17 protein-coding genes and 1 pseudogene are annotated in these 15,899 nt (G+C 43.8%); 4 read left to right on the top strand and 14 right to left on the bottom strand.

Going from position 1 to position 15,899, the window contains the following annotated elements:
* Position 1: 1 nt before the first annotated feature.
* Positions 2–784, bottom strand: a complete 783-nt coding sequence (locus tag ACFOZY_RS15345; RefSeq protein WP_378157072.1) for a hypothetical protein — start codon at positions 782–784, stop codon at positions 2–4.
* A 123-nt stretch (positions 785–907) separates the two neighbouring features.
* A complete protein-coding gene (locus tag ACFOZY_RS15340) occupies positions 908–1,642 on the bottom strand; it encodes a sulfite exporter TauE/SafE family protein (RefSeq protein WP_378157070.1) in 735 nt (244 codons plus the stop codon).
* 108 nt (positions 1,643–1,750) lie between these two features.
* On the opposite strand from ACFOZY_RS15340, the gene ACFOZY_RS15335 reads away from it, so the two are divergent.
* From ACFOZY_RS15335 to ACFOZY_RS15325, 3 genes are all read left to right on the top strand, one after another.
* Positions 1,751–2,281, top strand: a complete 531-nt coding sequence (locus tag ACFOZY_RS15335) for a GNAT family N-acetyltransferase (RefSeq protein ID WP_378157068.1) — start codon at positions 1,751–1,753, stop codon at positions 2,279–2,281.
* Complete coding sequence (locus ACFOZY_RS15330) at positions 2,278–2,664, top strand: VOC family protein (protein ID WP_378157066.1); 387 nt, start codon at positions 2,278–2,280, stop codon at positions 2,662–2,664. The genes ACFOZY_RS15335 and ACFOZY_RS15330 overlap by 4 nt, the downstream gene beginning before the upstream one ends.
* Positions 2,665–2,827: 163 nt before the next feature.
* Positions 2,828–3,307, top strand: coding sequence for a DinB family protein (locus ACFOZY_RS15325; protein ID WP_378157064.1), 480 nt, complete (start codon positions 2,828–2,830; stop codon positions 3,305–3,307).
* A gap of 162 nt (positions 3,308–3,469) precedes the next feature.
* On the opposite strand, the gene ACFOZY_RS15320 is transcribed toward ACFOZY_RS15325, so the two are convergent.
* Positions 3,470–4,420, bottom strand: a complete 951-nt coding sequence (locus tag ACFOZY_RS15320; RefSeq protein WP_378157062.1) for a hypothetical protein — start codon at positions 4,418–4,420, stop codon at positions 3,470–3,472.
* A 47-nt stretch (positions 4,421–4,467) separates the two neighbouring features.
* A complete protein-coding gene (locus ACFOZY_RS15315; protein WP_378157060.1) occupies positions 4,468–4,941 on the bottom strand; it encodes an acyl-CoA thioesterase in 474 nt (157 codons plus the stop codon).
* A gap of 124 nt (positions 4,942–5,065) precedes the next feature.
* Here ACFOZY_RS15315 and ACFOZY_RS15310 point away from each other — a divergent pair, with 124 nt between their 5' ends.
* A complete protein-coding gene (locus tag ACFOZY_RS15310) occupies positions 5,066–5,887 on the top strand; it encodes an AAC(3) family N-acetyltransferase (RefSeq protein ID WP_378157058.1) in 822 nt (273 codons plus the stop codon).
* 28 nt (positions 5,888–5,915) lie between these two features.
* Here the strand turns inward: ACFOZY_RS15310 and ACFOZY_RS15305 are convergent, their stop codons facing one another.
* From ACFOZY_RS15305 to ACFOZY_RS15260, 10 genes and pseudogenes are all read right to left on the bottom strand, one after another.
* The gene (locus ACFOZY_RS15305; protein WP_378157056.1) at positions 5,916–6,122 is read right to left on the bottom strand and encodes a hypothetical protein; all 207 of its coding nucleotides are present in this window, start codon (positions 6,120–6,122) and stop codon (positions 5,916–5,918) included.
* 88 nt (positions 6,123–6,210) lie between these two features.
* Positions 6,211–7,179, bottom strand: a complete 969-nt coding sequence (locus ACFOZY_RS15300) for an ABC transporter ATP-binding protein (protein WP_378157054.1) — start codon at positions 7,177–7,179, stop codon at positions 6,211–6,213.
* Complete coding sequence (locus tag ACFOZY_RS15295; RefSeq protein ID WP_378157052.1) at positions 7,176–8,120, bottom strand: C40 family peptidase; 945 nt, start codon at positions 8,118–8,120, stop codon at positions 7,176–7,178. The genes ACFOZY_RS15300 and ACFOZY_RS15295 overlap by 4 nt, the downstream gene beginning before the upstream one ends.
* Positions 8,121–8,137: 17 nt before the next feature.
* Positions 8,138–9,229 (bottom strand): mandelate racemase/muconate lactonizing enzyme family protein, encoded by a 1,092-nt coding sequence (locus ACFOZY_RS15290; protein ID WP_378157050.1) that lies wholly within the window; start codon positions 9,227–9,229, stop codon positions 8,138–8,140.
* 16 nt (positions 9,230–9,245) lie between these two features.
* Positions 9,246–10,168, bottom strand: a pseudogene (locus ACFOZY_RS15285) (S66 peptidase family protein).
* 130 nt (positions 10,169–10,298) lie between these two features.
* Complete coding sequence (locus ACFOZY_RS15280; RefSeq protein ID WP_378157049.1) at positions 10,299–11,945, bottom strand: peptide ABC transporter substrate-binding protein; 1,647 nt, start codon at positions 11,943–11,945, stop codon at positions 10,299–10,301.
* 66 nt (positions 11,946–12,011) lie between these two features.
* On the bottom strand, positions 12,012–13,133 hold the full coding sequence (locus ACFOZY_RS15275) for an ABC transporter ATP-binding protein (RefSeq protein WP_378157046.1): 1,122 nt from the start codon (positions 13,131–13,133) through the stop codon (positions 12,012–12,014).
* A 6-nt stretch (positions 13,134–13,139) separates the two neighbouring features.
* Positions 13,140–14,093 carry an ABC transporter permease gene (locus ACFOZY_RS15270; protein WP_378157044.1) on the bottom strand — a complete coding sequence of 318 codons (954 nt, stop codon included), beginning with the start codon at positions 14,091–14,093 and terminating at the stop codon, positions 13,140–13,142.
* Entirely contained in the window at positions 14,093–15,028 is a 936-nt protein-coding gene (locus ACFOZY_RS15265) for an ABC transporter permease (protein ID WP_378157042.1), read from the bottom strand. The genes ACFOZY_RS15270 and ACFOZY_RS15265 overlap by 1 nt, the downstream gene beginning before the upstream one ends.
* Before the next feature lie 12 nt (positions 15,029–15,040).
* Positions 15,041–15,865 carry a M55 family metallopeptidase gene (locus tag ACFOZY_RS15260; protein ID WP_378157040.1) on the bottom strand — a complete coding sequence of 275 codons (825 nt, stop codon included), beginning with the start codon at positions 15,863–15,865 and terminating at the stop codon, positions 15,041–15,043.
* Between the last annotated feature and the right edge of the window lie 34 nt (positions 15,866–15,899).

Here is a 15,899-nt window from a genome sequence, read left to right as displayed (position 1 = left end):
ATTACAACCTCACTTTCTTCTCAAACCACTTCGTCGATCCGACATATACCAATGCAATGAGTACAATAATCAGCAGGATATCACTTGCATAGATATCTCCGCTTTCAAAATAGAAGGATGCTTCTCCACCACTCTCCATTGCCCACGCCAAATTATTGGGCATCGGGAAAGGGAGTTCTCCAAACCTCGGGAGCTGGTTGACGAACTTTTGCAATAAGCCCAAGAAGGCCGGCAACAGCAGGAATAATAGGAACGAAACGGCCGATGCGAAAGTCTTCAAATAAGGTTTTAACAATTGATAAATAGTCCAGAAGAAAAACGCAATCACCATATAAGGAATTGTCGATAGCGCGCTCAATCCAGCGAAATATATGCCAATCTGAATTAGCTCACCAAGACTGACCCCTAACTGATGAGAACCCACAGACACTGAAATGATTAAAAGCAATCCATTCCAAGTGATTGAGATGACTGTAATCAGAAAAGATAATGTGTATTTTGCTCCTGTCAACTTAAAGATGGAAGCTGTCGAATGTAACCAGAGTTCCGGTTGTTTCATATCCTTCTCAAGACTGGTCAGTAAAAGAATTGCAGCTAATATTGTTTGGAACATCAGCCAGACAAATCCAATGACTATTGAAACTTCAATCCTCGGTATTCCTGCCCATTCATCAAGTAAAAATGGAATCAGAAAAACAGCCGTCACATTTAGGATAAGCACTAAATACAAGCTAACTTTCATCGTCTTCCATTCCTTCTTCATAAGGCCTTTCCATTGTTTCATCAGGTCATTCTCCTTTTAGTATTAGTGTATTAGTTACATAGTACACTATGACTTTTTACGTTGTAAAGGATTTTTCTAACAAATGTCGAATACATTACTCTGGGAAAATAAAAAACGCCCTGGTTAAAGGACGTTTTCAACAACAATTTGGATGATTAAAGCTATTGTCACTAAACGGAGAATTGGTTTTACGAGTTCAGGTTTCAACTTCTGGGCGATCCGGACACCAATCTGTGCTCCGGTGATGGAACCGGCCATCAAACATAATGTAATTGGCCAGATGATACTACCTGAGGCGATATACGTGACTGCTGCTCCGAAGCAACTGGCGAAAGTCGCCAACCGGACAAGTGCAACCGCTCGGATGTAGGCAACATTCAAGTGATTGAATAAATAGAGCATTAATGTTCCTTGCCCCGGTCCGAACAATCCATCGTAGATCCCAATTCCATATAGGCCTGGTACACTGATTTTATTCATCTTAAGCGGTTCCTGTCCCGTGAAGTTCCCTTTCCCTAAAAACGAGGTGAAGAAAGCAAAAACCAACAGAATGATTGCAACAATATACATTTTGTCCGAAGTCAACTGGGAAGCGATGAATCCGCCACTCGCCCCTCCGAGCAGGCTAACCGGGATGATCCAGAATGATTCTTTTAATGAGATTTGTTTTTTCTTAAGTAAGATATAAAAACTTGAAAAAGAACTGACTGTATTGGAGACTTTATTCGCTCCGATCGCTGAATGAATCGGCACTCCTAAAACCAGCATCGCTGGAAGACTGATGAGCCCTCCACCGCCGGCTAATGTCCCGATGGTTGTGGCGATGATTCCAATGAAGAAGAGCAAAATGTAATCCATGCTCCACACCCCCCTTATTGTTACTATCATTATAAGGCGGATAATGTGATAAGGATAATAGATAGTTATGAAGGAAATCCATAAGAAAAAGTAATGAGGAGAAATGATATGTTTACAGGTACATCTATTCGATTGACAGCCATGAGAAAAGAAGATTTGGAACACTATAGAACGTGGAATAGTGATCCAGCTTTCGGAAGGAACTATAATTCCTTCCCAATTCGAGAATTATCAGAGAAGAAAACGGAAGAATGGTTCAATGAGCACTCCGATAACAACTTCCGCTTTGCAATCCGGTCACTTAAATCAGAGGAGTTCATCGGTGTCTGCGCAATTGAAGATATTGTCTGGCCACATCGGGTGGGCTGGCTATCGATTGCACTTGGACCGGACTTTCACGGGAGAGGATACGGACGTGAAGCAATGGAATTGCTCATTCATTACGGTTTCAATGAGTTGAATTTGCACCGTCTTCAACTTACTGTGTTCAGTTATAACGATCCGGCCATTAAGCTGTACGAAAAATTAGGTTTCAAGCATGAAGGGACATTCCGGGATTTCCTACAACGTGATGGCCAAAGATACGATATGCATTTGTATGGGCTCTTAGCGCATGAATGGGAGGTAGGTCGTAAATGAGTTTCCTTAAAGGAATAGACCATATACAAGTTGCCGCTCCAAAAGGTTCGGAGAATGAGGCAAGAAGGTTTTACAGCGAAGTGCTGGGCATGGAAGAATTGGAGAAGCCTGATCTCCTAAAGGGCAGAGGCGGTTGTTGGTTTATATGCGGTCAGCAAGAAGTTCATGTAGGCATTGAAGAACCATTCAATCCTTCCAAAAAGGCTCATCCTGGATTTATAGCCGACAATTTAGAAGAACTACGTAACAAACTTCACTCAGCGGGTTATTTAGTAAAGGAAGATGCTCCGATTGCAGGAAGGAACCGGTTTTTCACGGAAGATCCATTTGGCAACCGAATTGAATTTTTGGAGTTTGGAAAAGATGATGGAAGAACAAAGTAAGAATACTGTACAAAGAAAGAAGAAGGATGAACGAGTTTGGTCTTGGAGAGATATTAGAGATGAAATTGCGAGTTCCATTATTTTTGAATTAACAATAAATCTATTATTATTTATACCAAGAGCGATTCTTCGCATATATAGAAACTGGTAGGAGTGATTGGAGATGTATCGTAAAGTAAATGACTTTTTGACAGATTGGTCGAATGCTTCGGAAGGTACTATCAATGTATTGGACGCCTTAACAGATGAGAAATTGAACCAAGCAATCGTCGAAGGACATAATACACTCGGCTGGCTTGGCTGGCATTTATCAGGTGCAATTGTCTATTTCGCGGGGCAGGTCGGACTTGAAGTGAACTTAGATGGTGATCTTAAAACAGTGCCGACATCCGCAGAAGAAATTAGCAACGCGTATAAAAAGATTTCGGCTGATCTGAAAAACGCAGTGGAAAAGCTAACGGATGAACAGATGGTTGAAGAAGTTGACAGCCATGGACAGTCCGTACCACGTGGCGCATTGCTCCGAATGATGATCGATCACCAAACGCATCACCGCGGCCAAATGACGGTTCTTCTGCGGCAAGCCGGTTTGAAAGTTCCAGGTGTAATGGGACCGACAAAAGAAGATGCTGTACCATATTAAAGTAAAGCTGGACCTTCATCGGAAGGTCCTTTTTGCTTATTTTACCGACTTCTACCACTTAAAAAATTTTGTTGAAATGCTTGATAGGAGTTTTCCTTTGTATATGGTACATTCAACCAAGGAGTCCCTCAATCTGTTTAGCTGGAATTCGGTCTATACAGCTTAATTCAATACGATTTGATGAATCCTGCGTTTAATACCATCCAACTCAGTCTTCGTCTCTTCCTGTTTCTTCTGAAGGTTGTGCAAGGCTCGCTCAACTTGTCGAATAGCCGAGTCCAGGCGGTCTTGGGATTCTGTAATTTGTGAATGGATCATCCAGTCTGTAAAGATGTTATCAAAGAAATAATCCGTAAAGGTTGTAAATGTGGATTGGTCGACGTTTATGACCTCATCAGCAACATGCTCTACGTCCTTCAATTCCGTCTGGAATCTACGCAATGCCATTTGAGCTCTATGAATATAATCCTGCGAATTATTAAGACTGCTATGCTTCATCGCGGTGACGAATATGCCACCGCCAAGGAACGTGTCCCATGTGGACATGCTCTTAGCTGAGCTCAATTCTTCCTCGGCCCGCTTAAGCGAAGCTATAGCACTTCTACCTGCCGCGATCGCCTCCTCAATCTCTTTATGAAGAGATTCAAGATTCGCTTCACGTTCATATAACTCAGCCAATTGTTGACGCTCGTTCACCGTATTTTCCATGAGCCAACTCTCTTTTTCCTTTAAGAACTCCTGCCACTTATCATCCAATTGAGCAAACACATCTTGATCCAACTCGGAGTCCAACTTGTCTATTTCAGCTTGCACGTCAATCAGTGTCTTTTCCTCTTCATTCAGCTTTAGCTCCACTGCTGCTGCTTCCTCGACTTCCTTCCGGCGGATTTCATTCATCGTGCCTTTCCACTTGTTTACTAAATTGGACATGGAAAACTGATCGAGCTTACGGACATCCTGTTGCTCTTTTGTCAGTTGTTTTTGCAATTGTTGTATTTTCATATCCGTTTCTAACCATTGTTCTTTGTATGACGCCAATTTACGCTTTAGTTTATTTCGTTCATTCACCAAAGTTAAGAACTCATTTTGTCTTTCTAAAAATTGTTCACGCATAAAATCACCCCTGTCTACTTTTACGTGTAGACAGGGGTGAAGTTTCATCATTTTAATGTTTTTCGCTGTTTTCTATATTCACGACGGGCTTGACCCGTATCGAAAAGCCGTTTCTCTTCTTCCGTTTCAGGCACTACGCTCGGGACCGGAATAGGCTTGCCATCTTCATCAACAGCAACCATGGTCACAAAGGATTCTGTAGTCATTTTAGACTTACCTGTCAGTACATTAATGGAACGCACACGTACATAGACTTCCATCGAAGTTCGGCCCGTGGAACTGACTACAGCTTCTAACTCGAGAATATCTCCTACCCTTGCAGCAGAAATGAAGTCAACAGAGTCTATGGATGCAGTCACTACGGATTTGTTTGAATGCTTCATGGAAGAGATGGCTGCAATTTCATCAATATACGCCATTACACGTCCTCCGAAAATCGTTTCGTGATTATTTGTATCCGGCGGCAAAACTAGCCGTGTAGAGATCGTCCTCGATTGTTTCATCGGAATCGTCATGTTCATTTCTGGTCTCTCCTTTTACAAACTTCCTCTCCTATTAGGATACACTGTTTTGTTTAAAAATTGACGTTTATTCACTTTTCGAAACCTTTTGTTACAATTAAATAAGATAAGAGGGGGAAATAATATGGCAGAGTTTGACCTGATTTTAGAGACAAAGAATTTTCAATCGAAAGAAACCATTAAAAATGATTTAACAGAACTTAATATTCGTCCAGGCGATTCCTTGATAGTGCATTCATCAATGAAATCTATCGGATGGTTGGCTGGTGGTGCACAGGCAGTGATAGAAGCATTGATGGAAACTATCACAAAAGAAGGAACGATTGTCATGCCTGCACAGTCTGCCGAGAATTCAGACCCGATGTATTGGATGCTTCCTCCTGTACCAGAAGATTGGCACCAGCCAATCCGTGACACTTGGCCTGCATACGATCCTCATCTGACACCACTCCGTGGAATGGGTAAAATCGCGGAATGCTTTCATCGTCACCCTGAAACTATCCGCAGCCCTCATCCAGCTCACTCTTTTATGGCGTGGGGTAAACATGCTGAGGAATGGATGAAGGAACATCCGCTGGAAGAATCGTTCAGTGAAAAATCTCCCCTTGGAAAAATGATTGAAGAAGATGTAAAACTGCTTCTGATCGGTGTAGGCTACGACTCATGTACAGCACTTCATCTATCCGAGTATCGACAGGAGAAAATCACATTTTCCCCACAAGGCGCAGCAATGATGATCAACGGTAAACGAGAATGGAAGACGTATGAGATGGCAGATGTGGACTCCGACCGCTTCCCTGAGATTGGCGAAGCCTTCGAAACAGCACATCCAGAAGCTTTCCATACAGGAAAAATAGGTCAAGCTGATGTGAAACTCATTCAGATGAAACCACTTGTGGAATATGGGACGACTTGGTTAAATGAACATCCGGTCGTAGAAGAATAAAAAGAGTTGGTCCTGGACCAACTCTTTTTTATTCTTCTTTTTTGATCATTAGCCTTCTTAACATGTTATAGACCACCATATAGATGGCAACGAATATACCGAAGTCCGCCAAAAGTAATAATAAATCGAACTCGCTTTCAAACCATCTATAGTCCAGACCGATCCACGAATAAACGCCTTCAGAAATATAGCGTGTGATGAGTAGAGTAAGAAAAAGAACAAAGAAATATCTCAATAAGTTCACTCCTTTGTAAATGCAATTGCTCGCTAGCCAAACTAAAAAAGCATTGCCATTTTCAGCAATGCTCGCTATTGATGATCAATTAAGACCCAGGATATAAATGGCACGCGACGTAATGTCCTGGTTCTTGCTCTGCAAAAACAGGTTTCTTTTCAGCGCATACGTCCATCGCAAAAGGACAACGTGTCCGGAATACACAACCTGATGGCGGATTGATCGGGCTTGGCAATTCACCTTGTAGGATGACCCGTTCTCGTTCTTCTTCGATATCCGGATCAGGAATCGGAATGGCTGAAAGCAATGCTTGTGTATACGGATGTAGCGGGTTTTCATACAATTTGTCACTCGTTGTCTGTTCAACCATATGACCTAAGTACATGACACCGATACGATCGGAAATATATTTAACCATTGCAAGGTCATGGGCGATGAAGAGATACGTCAACCCTTTCTCACGTTGGAGTTTCTGTAGAAGCATGACGACCTGCGCTTGAACTGACACATCCAAAGCAGAGATCGGTTCGTCCGCAATGATGAAATCAGGATCCAACGCCAAAGCACGGGCAATTCCGATCCGTTGTCGCTGACCGCCTGAGAATTCATGTGGATAACGGTTTGCATGATCACGGTTGAGACCTACATCCTCTAACAACTCATAAACTCGTTTTCTCATATCTTCTTTATTTTTATAAAGTCCATGAACTTCCATCGGTTCAGCGATGATTTCAAATACTGTCGATCTTGGATTCAACGAAGCATACGGATCTTGGAAAATCATTTGCATTTTCTTTAAGAAATTCTTTCGATCCTTTTCATTCATGCCGTGAACATCTTCACCTTCAAAGGTGACTTCACCCTCTGTCCGGTTATACAAGCCTAAAATTGTCCTGCCGGCCGTGGACTTCCCGCAGCCTGACTCCCCTACGAGACCGAACACTTCTCCTTTAAAGATATCGAAGCTGATACCGTCAACCGCCTTTAACGTTTGGCTATTCCCGATTTCAAAGTGGCGTTTTAAGTCTTTTACTGATAATAGAACATCTTGCGTCATATCATCGCCCCCTCATTGTTCACGTACCGTCGGACAGCGCAAAGCTCTTTCTCGTATACTGTCCCTTTTAAGTTGATGATTTCTACTGACTTTCCGGTATGTGGAGAATGGATCATTTGGCCATTTCCATAATAGATTCCGACATGGTGAAGCTTCCCTTTTCCTTCTTCGTAAGCGAAGAATAAAAGATCACCAAATTGCCAAGCAGTTGAATCTTCAACAGAAATTTCTTTTCCATTCTTTGCTTGGTCACCTGCATCTCTCGGAATGAAATGACCATGTGCCTTTAGCATGTTGTAACTAAAGCCGGAGCAATCATAACCATACGTGGACATTCCCCCCCAAAAGTATGGCAGATCCAAAAACTTTGAAGCGGAAGCAATGACGTCAAGCCCATCCCCTTTTCGGAAAGCTTCTATAGACGGTGCCTTTTCTATATCGTCATTATAAAGAAGGGCTTCTCCATCAGGTGTTTGAACAACTGTAAACGGATCGTCTTCACTTAAGATTGGCAAAATCGTATTCAATGGAAGCACCATGAGTGGTGTACGGTCCTGAGAAAATAACTGGGCACGTGATGAAACTACTTTTGCATAGCCGAAGTTCGATGGTCGAACTACCTCTTTCAGCTGAGCTATTGGCACCCATCCTGGATAGCCTCTTTCATCTTTTTTAGATGGCTGCCATAGGGCAATGATTTTAGCCCACTCACCGTTGATTTCCTCTACATGTACTTGCTCACCATATAGTAATTGAGTTTGAACACGGTTCCCGTCACAAAGATCCAGGCGCGGTTCAAACGGAAGCTGCTCCAACCATTTATTTAGTTTCACTGGGTTCTCAAGACCCGGTGCATCGATTTCCCTCGGCGAATCTGGTGAAGTCCACACCGTTGCGACCGACACTGCGCAAACCCAGGCCGTTGATGATTGATATACCATGATGTACGTTCCCCCTTCTAAAACAATCCATCTAATTTAGCGCTTTCTAAACCAAGACCAGGAGCTGTATTCAAAGAAACATGACGACCGGTATAAACAACCCCGCCAGCTACGACGTCCTCGGATAACATGAGAGGCGCATCAAAGTCATAACGTGTAATATTCGGTTGGCTGGCAGCAAAATGAGCTGCAGCTGTAATGCCAAGTTTAGTTTCAATCATACTTCCTGTCATACACTGGATCCCATTCGCTTCTGCCAGTGTATTAATTTTCAAGGCATTGTAAATGCCCCCCGCTTTCATTAGCTTAATATTAATCAAATCAGCCGCCCTAATTTGTAAGAGCCGACATGCATCTGACGGCGAGAAGACACTTTCGTCTGCCATAATCGGCGTCATGGAATGATCCGTCACATATTTGAGTCCTTCAATATCATGGGCTTTTACCGGTTGTTCAATCAGCTCGATGTCGAGTCCTGCGTCTTCCATTTTTCCAATGGCACGAACTGCTGCTTTAGGCTCCCATCCTTGATTGGCATCCAAACGCAACTTAATGTCGTACCCAATCCTGTCCCGGATTCCCGAAATCCGATTGATATCATTTTCGATATCATCTATTCCAACTTTGATCTTTAAAACGTTGAAACCATCTGATATGTATCGTTCAGCATCGTCTGCCATTTCTAAAGGACTGTTGACACTAACGGTAAAGTTCGTTTCAATATCTGTACGATAGCCTCCTAAGAACTCTGCAAGTGGCATGCCGGCAGCCTGTGATACGAGATCAAAAATCGCCATATCGACTGCCGCTTTCACACTGCTGTTTCCGATCATCGCTGCATTTAACTTCTTAAACACTGATTCCCTGTTACGTAAATCCATTCCAATGAGTTGTGGTGCAATCACTTTTTCAATCGCATAACGAATGCTGCCAATTGAATCCCCTGTAATGACATGTGTAGGCGGGGCTTCCCCAAAACCAACAAGGCCGTTATCACAAATTACTCTCACAAATACGGATTCTGCTGTGTGAACAGTCCGGAGAGCCGTTTTAAACGGCTTCGTCAACGGGACGGCTACAGTTGTTGTTTCGATGTGTTGGATGATCATGTAAGCTTCCCCCCTGTTACTCCACGCCCGGCAAGAGTGTTAATGTTTTGTTGTCCGCATCGAGTCTTGCTTCCACGCCTAACGGAATAGCGAAGTGCGGTTGGCAATGACCGATCTTAAATCCACTTAAAACCGGCTTCCCTAAATTCCCTACGTAATGCATGAACACTTCTTGTAATGTGAGCGAATCCTTCCGCTTCTTCGGCTCTGCATGAGCAAAGTCTCCAATTACAAATCCTGCTGATCGTTCAACTTTCCAGCAAGTCTCAGCTGATTTAACATGCTGTCTACTTGATATGGCTCTTCATCGATGTCTTCTATGAACAGCAGCTTTCCTCTTGTATCAATTTCGTATTTGGATCCAATGCCACTTGAAAGCAAGGAAAGGTTACCACCGACAATGGTTCCTTCCTCCTTACCGCCATGGAGCGTATCTAACGGTGAAATGTCTTCCGTATATTGAAGCTCCATCGGCTGGAACAATTGAAGGAACATCTTGCCCGATAGTTCCTGGAACGTTTTCTTTCCTACGTCTGACGCAAGCATGGGTCCGTGGAATGTGACAAGTTCAGAAAACTGGCCAATTGTAGTATGCAAGAATGTTATGTCACTGTAGCCCCAAAGGATTTTAGGGTGTTCGTTCATCAGCTGAAAGTCGATGCGGTCTGTATAGCGGGCTGCGCCATACCCACCGCAGGCACAGATGATGCCGGCTATATTTGGATCAGCGAACATCTCATGTAAGTCATCCATCCGTTCATCATCTTTACCGGCAAGATAGCCATATTGGTCTTTGACGTGTTTGCCAAGCTTATATTTCAATCCTAAATCATCTAAAAACTTGAATGATTTCTCTAAGCTATCTAAATTTGGCGGACTCGACGGTGCAATGATTCCAATCGTGTCCCCTTTACTTAAACGTTTAGGCCGTATTCGCATTTGAAATGCTCCTCTCTTCTATACATACATCAGGGAATAGTAAATCCATTCCTTCATGTTCATATAGAAAAAGGGGAGCGGCGCCATGGTTAGCGCCGCATCCGACTGAGTATAGCTATTCAGTCTATCCTTAGTTCTTATCTGCCCACTTCAAGTCAAGGTATCCAACCGGATGGCGGACAATTCCGGAAACATTCGGCTTTTCCAATGTTACTTGGTTATAGTAGTGGACTGGGAAGATCGGTGCTTCTTCCATTAGGAGTTTCTCCGCATCCAATAGCATCTGCCAACGTTTTTCTGCATCTGTTTCATTTTTAATATCAGCAATCAGCTTGTCATATTCAGCATTTGACCAGCCCGTACGGTTCATGGACGAACCTGTGATGAAGCTTTCAAGTGCGTTGACCGGGTCAGCGTAGTCATGAAGGAAGGAAGAGCGGGATAGTTGGTGCTTAAGCTCTTTCTGTTCAGACGAGAATACACTTGCTTCTACGTTTTGAAGCTTCACATCAATGCCAAGTGCCTCTTTGAATTTACTTTGAAGCGCTTCGGCAATTCTCTTATGAGTATCTGAAGTGGAATATGACAATGTGACTTCCGGCAATGTATCCCAGCCTTCTTCAGCCATACCTTCTTCTAAAAGCTTTTTCGCTTCTTCAGCGTTGAATTCAACAAGGTTGCCGTTTGTATCACGGAACTCATTGCCGTCCGGACCAGTGAATCCGTAAGAAACGAAACCATGGGCAGGTTTTTCACCGTTCTTCGTTACGAATTCAACAATTTCTTGTTGATCCACCGCTTTAGCAAATGCTTGACGGACCTTTTGATTTGTAAATGGCTCTTTCGTTGTGTTGAATCGGTAGAAGTAAATACCTGCTTGGTCCATGATGCTAACTTCATCGCTATCCATTAAAGAATCAGCAAGTTCGGATGGAATATCGGAAACATCAAGTTCGTTCGCTTGGTACATTTGATACTCTGTATTAGTGTCATTGACCATTGCCCACTCAACTTTATCCAATTTAACTGTGTCTGCATCCCAATAATGTTCGTTCTTTTCGAATACGAATTTCACGTCATGATCCCACTGAACCAATTTAAATGGACCATTCCCTACGAATGAATCTGCTTCTGTAAACCACTCTGGGTTATCAGTTGCCACTTTTTCGTTAATCGGGAAGAAGCTTGGGTTCGTGATAATGTTCAAGAACGCTTCTGTTGGTGCAGTCAATTTGACTTCAAATGTTTTGTCGTCTACCGCTTTAATCGCTACATCTTCTGCAGCGCCCTCTCCGTTATTATACGCTTCTGCCCCTTCGATGAAGTATGCAAGGAAAGCCGCAGGTGAAGCTGTGTTCGGATCAAGCATATGAAGCCAGCCGAATACGAAATCATTTGCCGTTACAGCATCTCCATTTGACCATTTCGCTCCTTCGCGGATTGTGAACGTGTACGTAAGGCCATCTTCAGACACATCAATCTTCTCCGCAGTTGCTTCAACTGGCTGATGGTCTTCGTTCAAACGTGTCAAACCTTCCATCAAGTTGTTCAACGCGTTCCAAGACACCGAGTCAAATCCGATTGATGGATCGAAGGACGTCGGCTCATTTCCGTTGTTCAGTAACAAGACCTTTTCAGTTGCTTCAGGCGTATCAGTCGTTTGACCGTTATCCTTTTCGTCATCAGGCTTTTCCTGTCCTGCATCTTCATTTGCCGTACAAGCTGCCATGAAAATAGCCAACATGGCGATGACAATGAATGATAACCACTTCTTCATGTTATTGCCCCCTTTGTTTTTAACTGAATACTTCTATGTGAAAGCACTGATGTGCGTCCATCCCACTTATGCGAATGCTGCTTTCGCGCGCTCATCCTGGAGCCAGCAGTCTACTGCATGGTTCTCCGAAAGATTGGTCGTGCCCGGATATACTCTCTCGCAAACGTCCATTGCGAATGGGCAACGAGCAGTAAATGGACAAGCAACCGGTGGTGCGAATAGGTCCGGTGGAGTGCCTTCAATCGGCAAGAGTTCCTCTTCCTTCAAGTCAAGCCTTGGTACTGAGTTCAACAATCCACGCGTGTAAGGATGCTGTGGTGAATAGAAGATTTCACGTTTCGTACCGATTTCAATAAGCTTTCCTGCATACATAACGGCAATCCGGTCGGCAATCTTTGCGACAACACCTAAGTCATGAGTGATTAAGATGATAGAAACCCCAGTTTTTTCTTGGATTTCATCAAACAGTTCCAGTATTTGTGCTTGGATTGTTACATCGAGTGCAGTAGTAGGTTCATCCGCAATGAGCAGTTCAGGCTCACAAATCAATGCAATCGCGATGACAATCCGCTGGCGCATCCCGCCTGAAAACTGGTGAGGGTATTGCTTTAGCCGCTCTTCCGGATTAGGAATCCCAACGAGATTCAGCATCTCAATCGCTTTTTCCTTTGCCCCTGATTTACTGATTTTTTTATGTGTCCTAAGTCCTTCCATCAGCTGCTCCCCGATTGTTAGGGTCGGGTTTAGCGCAGTCATCGGATCTTGGAAAATCATCGAAATATCAACGCCTTGGATTTTGCGCAGCTCTTTTTTATTGAGCTTTGTTAAATTCTTACCCTTGAACTCCACCCGACCATTAGAAATTCGGCCAGGTGGTTGAGGAATCAGACCCATGATGGCATTCACGGTTACACTTTTTCCACAACCTGACTCACCTACGATGGCAAGAGTCTCCCCTTCGTACAAATCAAAGGTAACTCCTCGCACTGCTTGCACTTCTCCCCCATAGGTCGAAAAGGCAACGTGCAAATCATTTACTTGAAGCATTTTGTTCGTAGTAATACGCTTCTTCTTTCTCGTTTTAGGTGAAGTGGAAACAGCTTGCTTTTCTTCAGTTGATGCAACTTCTGCATCCTCCAGTTTCTGATTGGCCAGCTCTCGGGCGTGGTCTAACTGTTGTTCATTCATGATTGCTCACCCCCTCAATTTCGGATCCAGCGCATCCTGCAATCCATCTCCGAGTACGTTAAACGCAAACATCGTAAGTGAAATGAAGAATGCCGGGAAGAATAGTCGCCACCAATGGCCGGATAAGATGACCGGAAGTGCATCGTTTGCCATAACGCCCCAGCTCGCGAATGGCGCTTGGATTCCAAGACCTAAGAAACTCAAAAACGCTTCCGCAAAAATCGCGCTCGGTACTGTTAATGTCATTTGTACGATAATAGGACCCATTGTATTCGGTAATAGATTCCGTCTTATGATCCGCATCGATTTGGCACCAAATGACTTGGATGCCGTTACGAATTCGTAGTTTTTAATCTGTAAAACTTGTCCTCGGACAATCCGTGCCATGCCGACCCAACCAGTTACGGTAAGTGCGACGATGATCGTCGTCAAGCTTGGCCCCATAACGACCATTAATAGGATGACTACAAGCAAATGCGGCAGTCCGTAAAGTACTTCAATGACCCGCATCATGGCTGCGTCAGTCCGTCCGCCTTTATAACCGCTGAAACCGCCGTAAAGGATACCGATGAAGAAATCAATCAGTGCAGCCATGACACCTACAAATAAGGAAACCCGTGCACCGTACCAGGTCCGGGTAAATACATCCCGCCCTGCGTCATCTGTTCCAAACCAATGTTCAGCTGATGGTGCCAAGTTCTGATTTTTATAATCGGTCACATTTACTTCATAAGGAGATAAGATCGGACCAAATATGGCAAAGAGCGCCAATAAGATTAAAAAGCCCAATCCGGTCATGGCGAGTTTGTTTTTCTTTAACCTCCGCCAAGCATCCTTCCAATAGGAAAGTGATGGACGTACGACCGATTCCGCTTCCTCAAGATCCTTTCCTTTCGGTCGGAACCACTCATCCGGTACATTCTGCGGGGTTAAGTTCGTCTCGTTGCGTACCGTTGTCATTACTCATCACCTTCTTTTCTATGCAACTTGATCCGGGGATCCAATAAGCCGTAAACAATATCAACTACAAATAACATGAATACTAAAAATGCACTATAGAAAACGGTGGAACCCATAATGACCGGGTAATCACGATTATTAATACTTTCAACGAAGTATTTCCCCATGCCTGGAATAGCAAAGATCCGCTCAATAACAAAAGTTCCAGTCAAAATACCGGCTAACATCGTACCCATGATGGTAACAACCGGCATCAACGCATTTCGTAAAGCATGTCTTGCAATGATCCGGAAAGGGGTTAACCCTTTTGCTCTGGCCATTTTAATATAATCCTGTGTCAACACTTCCAACATGCTGGAACGAGTTAACCGGGCAATGATCGCCATTGGCCCGGTAGCAAGTGCCAGGGTCGGCAAAATCATATGCAGCGGACTGCTCCAAGTAGCAGGCGGAAGCAGGTTCCAGTCAACCGCTAACTTCTGGATTAGAAGTGTTGCCAAGACGAAGTTCGGGACAGATATTCCCACGACGGCAAAGGTCATGGCGGCATAATCGATGATCCCGTTATGCTTCAATGCGGCCAATGTCCCCAATGTAATGCCTGACAATACTGCCACAAGGATTGTTACCATACCAAGTTCAAATGAAATCGGGAAACCGCGTCCCAGCAATTCATTTACAGACTCATTCGGTTTTTTAATGGATGGTCCGAAGTCGAACGTCACAATGGATTTTAAGTAGTTCAAATATTGTACTGGCAGTGGCTGATCGAGTTTGTAATATGACTCCAGGTTTTTCTGGATGGTTTCGTTTGTGGTCCGCTCCTCGTTGAACGGTGATCCCGGTACAGAATGCATCAGAACAAATGTCAATGACGCGATAATCAGTATCGTTATGATCATCATGAGGAATCGCTTAACGATATAACTAAACATGTTGTTTCCCCCTTAACAGAACTTCGTCTGCATCGCCAACTCAACCATGACCAGCATTGCACGGTAAGCTTCCAATATATCTTTTGCCTCAAATTTCACAATCGTAGTTCCAGGTTCGATTTCTGTTCCCGGCATGAGTGCTGCCCATTCCGCTTGCCCGTAGTTCGTGAACTCAATTCGTAACACTGGGTTCTTTGGTGGAACTAACGGCGCGACTTGGTGACGGTTATCAAGGGCTTCTGCCACTTTTTGTTTCAATAAAGCATGAGCTTTCGCCGGAGTAAGCGTTTTCACAGCAGAACGAGAAATAGATTCTTTTACTACCGCGGTCGTGATGTTCGGAATAAGCTCTTTTGCATCACGTGCTGCTCCATCATCCCCCGCTACCAAAATAACTGGAACCCCATAATAGCCAGCAACATAGGCATTCAATCCAAGCTCACCAATTTCAACATCATTGATATACATTGTACGTACGCCGAAAATCATGGAGTGGCTCATTACTCCAGGCATTCCTGCTCTTGCATGATATCCTGAAAAAATTGCTCCATCATATGTATGATCCAAGGACTGTACCATCGAATATGGTTTGACATCTCCAGTAATCAGTGACGCTTCCGGATGAAGTTCTTCTACTAAAATATTATTCATCTTGGAGTGGCTGTCGTTAATGAGGATTTCTGTGGCTCCTTTTGCCAATGCTCCTTCGATGATTGCATTGGTCTCTTGCGTCATAATGCGTCTCGACCGTTCGTAATTATGCTTTGAAGAATCTACGAAAGTGTAATCCGGTAACCCTGTAATTCCTTCCATGTCTACGGATACAAAAATTTTCATGCTGTTCCCCCCTACCTCTCTGTATGTTCCGTTT

This window comes from Chungangia koreensis (assembly GCF_042651785.1).
GTDB lineage: Bacteria > Bacillota > Bacilli > Bacillales_A > Planococcaceae > Chungangia > Chungangia koreensis.
Note: the sequence above shows the minus strand (reverse complement) of the source record. Positions and strands in the feature narration are given on the sequence as shown.

Coding starts and splice junctions, on each gene's coding strand:
- ACFOZY_RS15260 (WP_378157040.1), bottom strand. CDS start 15,865: ATGAAAATTTTTGTATCCGTAGACATGGAAGGAATTACAGGGTTACCG.
- ACFOZY_RS15275 (WP_378157046.1), bottom strand. CDS start 13,133: ATGAATGAACAACAGTTAGACCACGCCCGAGAGCTGGCCAATCAGAAA.
- ACFOZY_RS15310 (WP_378157058.1), top strand. CDS start 5,066: ATGGCAGAGTTTGACCTGATTTTAGAGACAAAGAATTTTCAATCGAAA.
- ACFOZY_RS15340 (WP_378157070.1), bottom strand. CDS start 1,642: ATGGATTACATTTTGCTCTTCTTCATTGGAATCATCGCCACAACCATC.
- ACFOZY_RS15330 (WP_378157066.1), top strand. CDS start 2,278: ATGAGTTTCCTTAAAGGAATAGACCATATACAAGTTGCCGCTCCAAAA.
- ACFOZY_RS15270 (WP_378157044.1), bottom strand. CDS start 14,093: ATGACAACGGTACGCAACGAGACGAACTTAACCCCGCAGAATGTACCG.
- ACFOZY_RS15295 (WP_378157052.1), bottom strand. CDS start 8,120: ATGGTATATCAATCATCAACGGCCTGGGTTTGCGCAGTGTCGGTCGCA.
- ACFOZY_RS15325 (WP_378157064.1), top strand. CDS start 2,828: ATGTATCGTAAAGTAAATGACTTTTTGACAGATTGGTCGAATGCTTCG.
- ACFOZY_RS15290 (WP_378157050.1), bottom strand. CDS start 9,229: ATGATCATCCAACACATCGAAACAACAACTGTAGCCGTCCCGTTGACG.
- ACFOZY_RS15345 (WP_378157072.1), bottom strand. CDS start 784: ATGAAACAATGGAAAGGCCTTATGAAGAAGGAATGGAAGACGATGAAA.
- ACFOZY_RS15265 (WP_378157042.1), bottom strand. CDS start 15,028: ATGTTTAGTTATATCGTTAAGCGATTCCTCATGATGATCATAACGATA.
- ACFOZY_RS15300 (WP_378157054.1), bottom strand. CDS start 7,179: ATGACGCAAGATGTTCTATTATCAGTAAAAGACTTAAAACGCCACTTT.
- ACFOZY_RS15335 (WP_378157068.1), top strand. CDS start 1,751: ATGTTTACAGGTACATCTATTCGATTGACAGCCATGAGAAAAGAAGAT.
- ACFOZY_RS15315 (WP_378157060.1), bottom strand. CDS start 4,941: ATGAACATGACGATTCCGATGAAACAATCGAGGACGATCTCTACACGG.
- ACFOZY_RS15320 (WP_378157062.1), bottom strand. CDS start 4,420: ATGCGTGAACAATTTTTAGAAAGACAAAATGAGTTCTTAACTTTGGTG.
- ACFOZY_RS15280 (WP_378157049.1), bottom strand. CDS start 11,945: ATGAAGAAGTGGTTATCATTCATTGTCATCGCCATGTTGGCTATTTTC.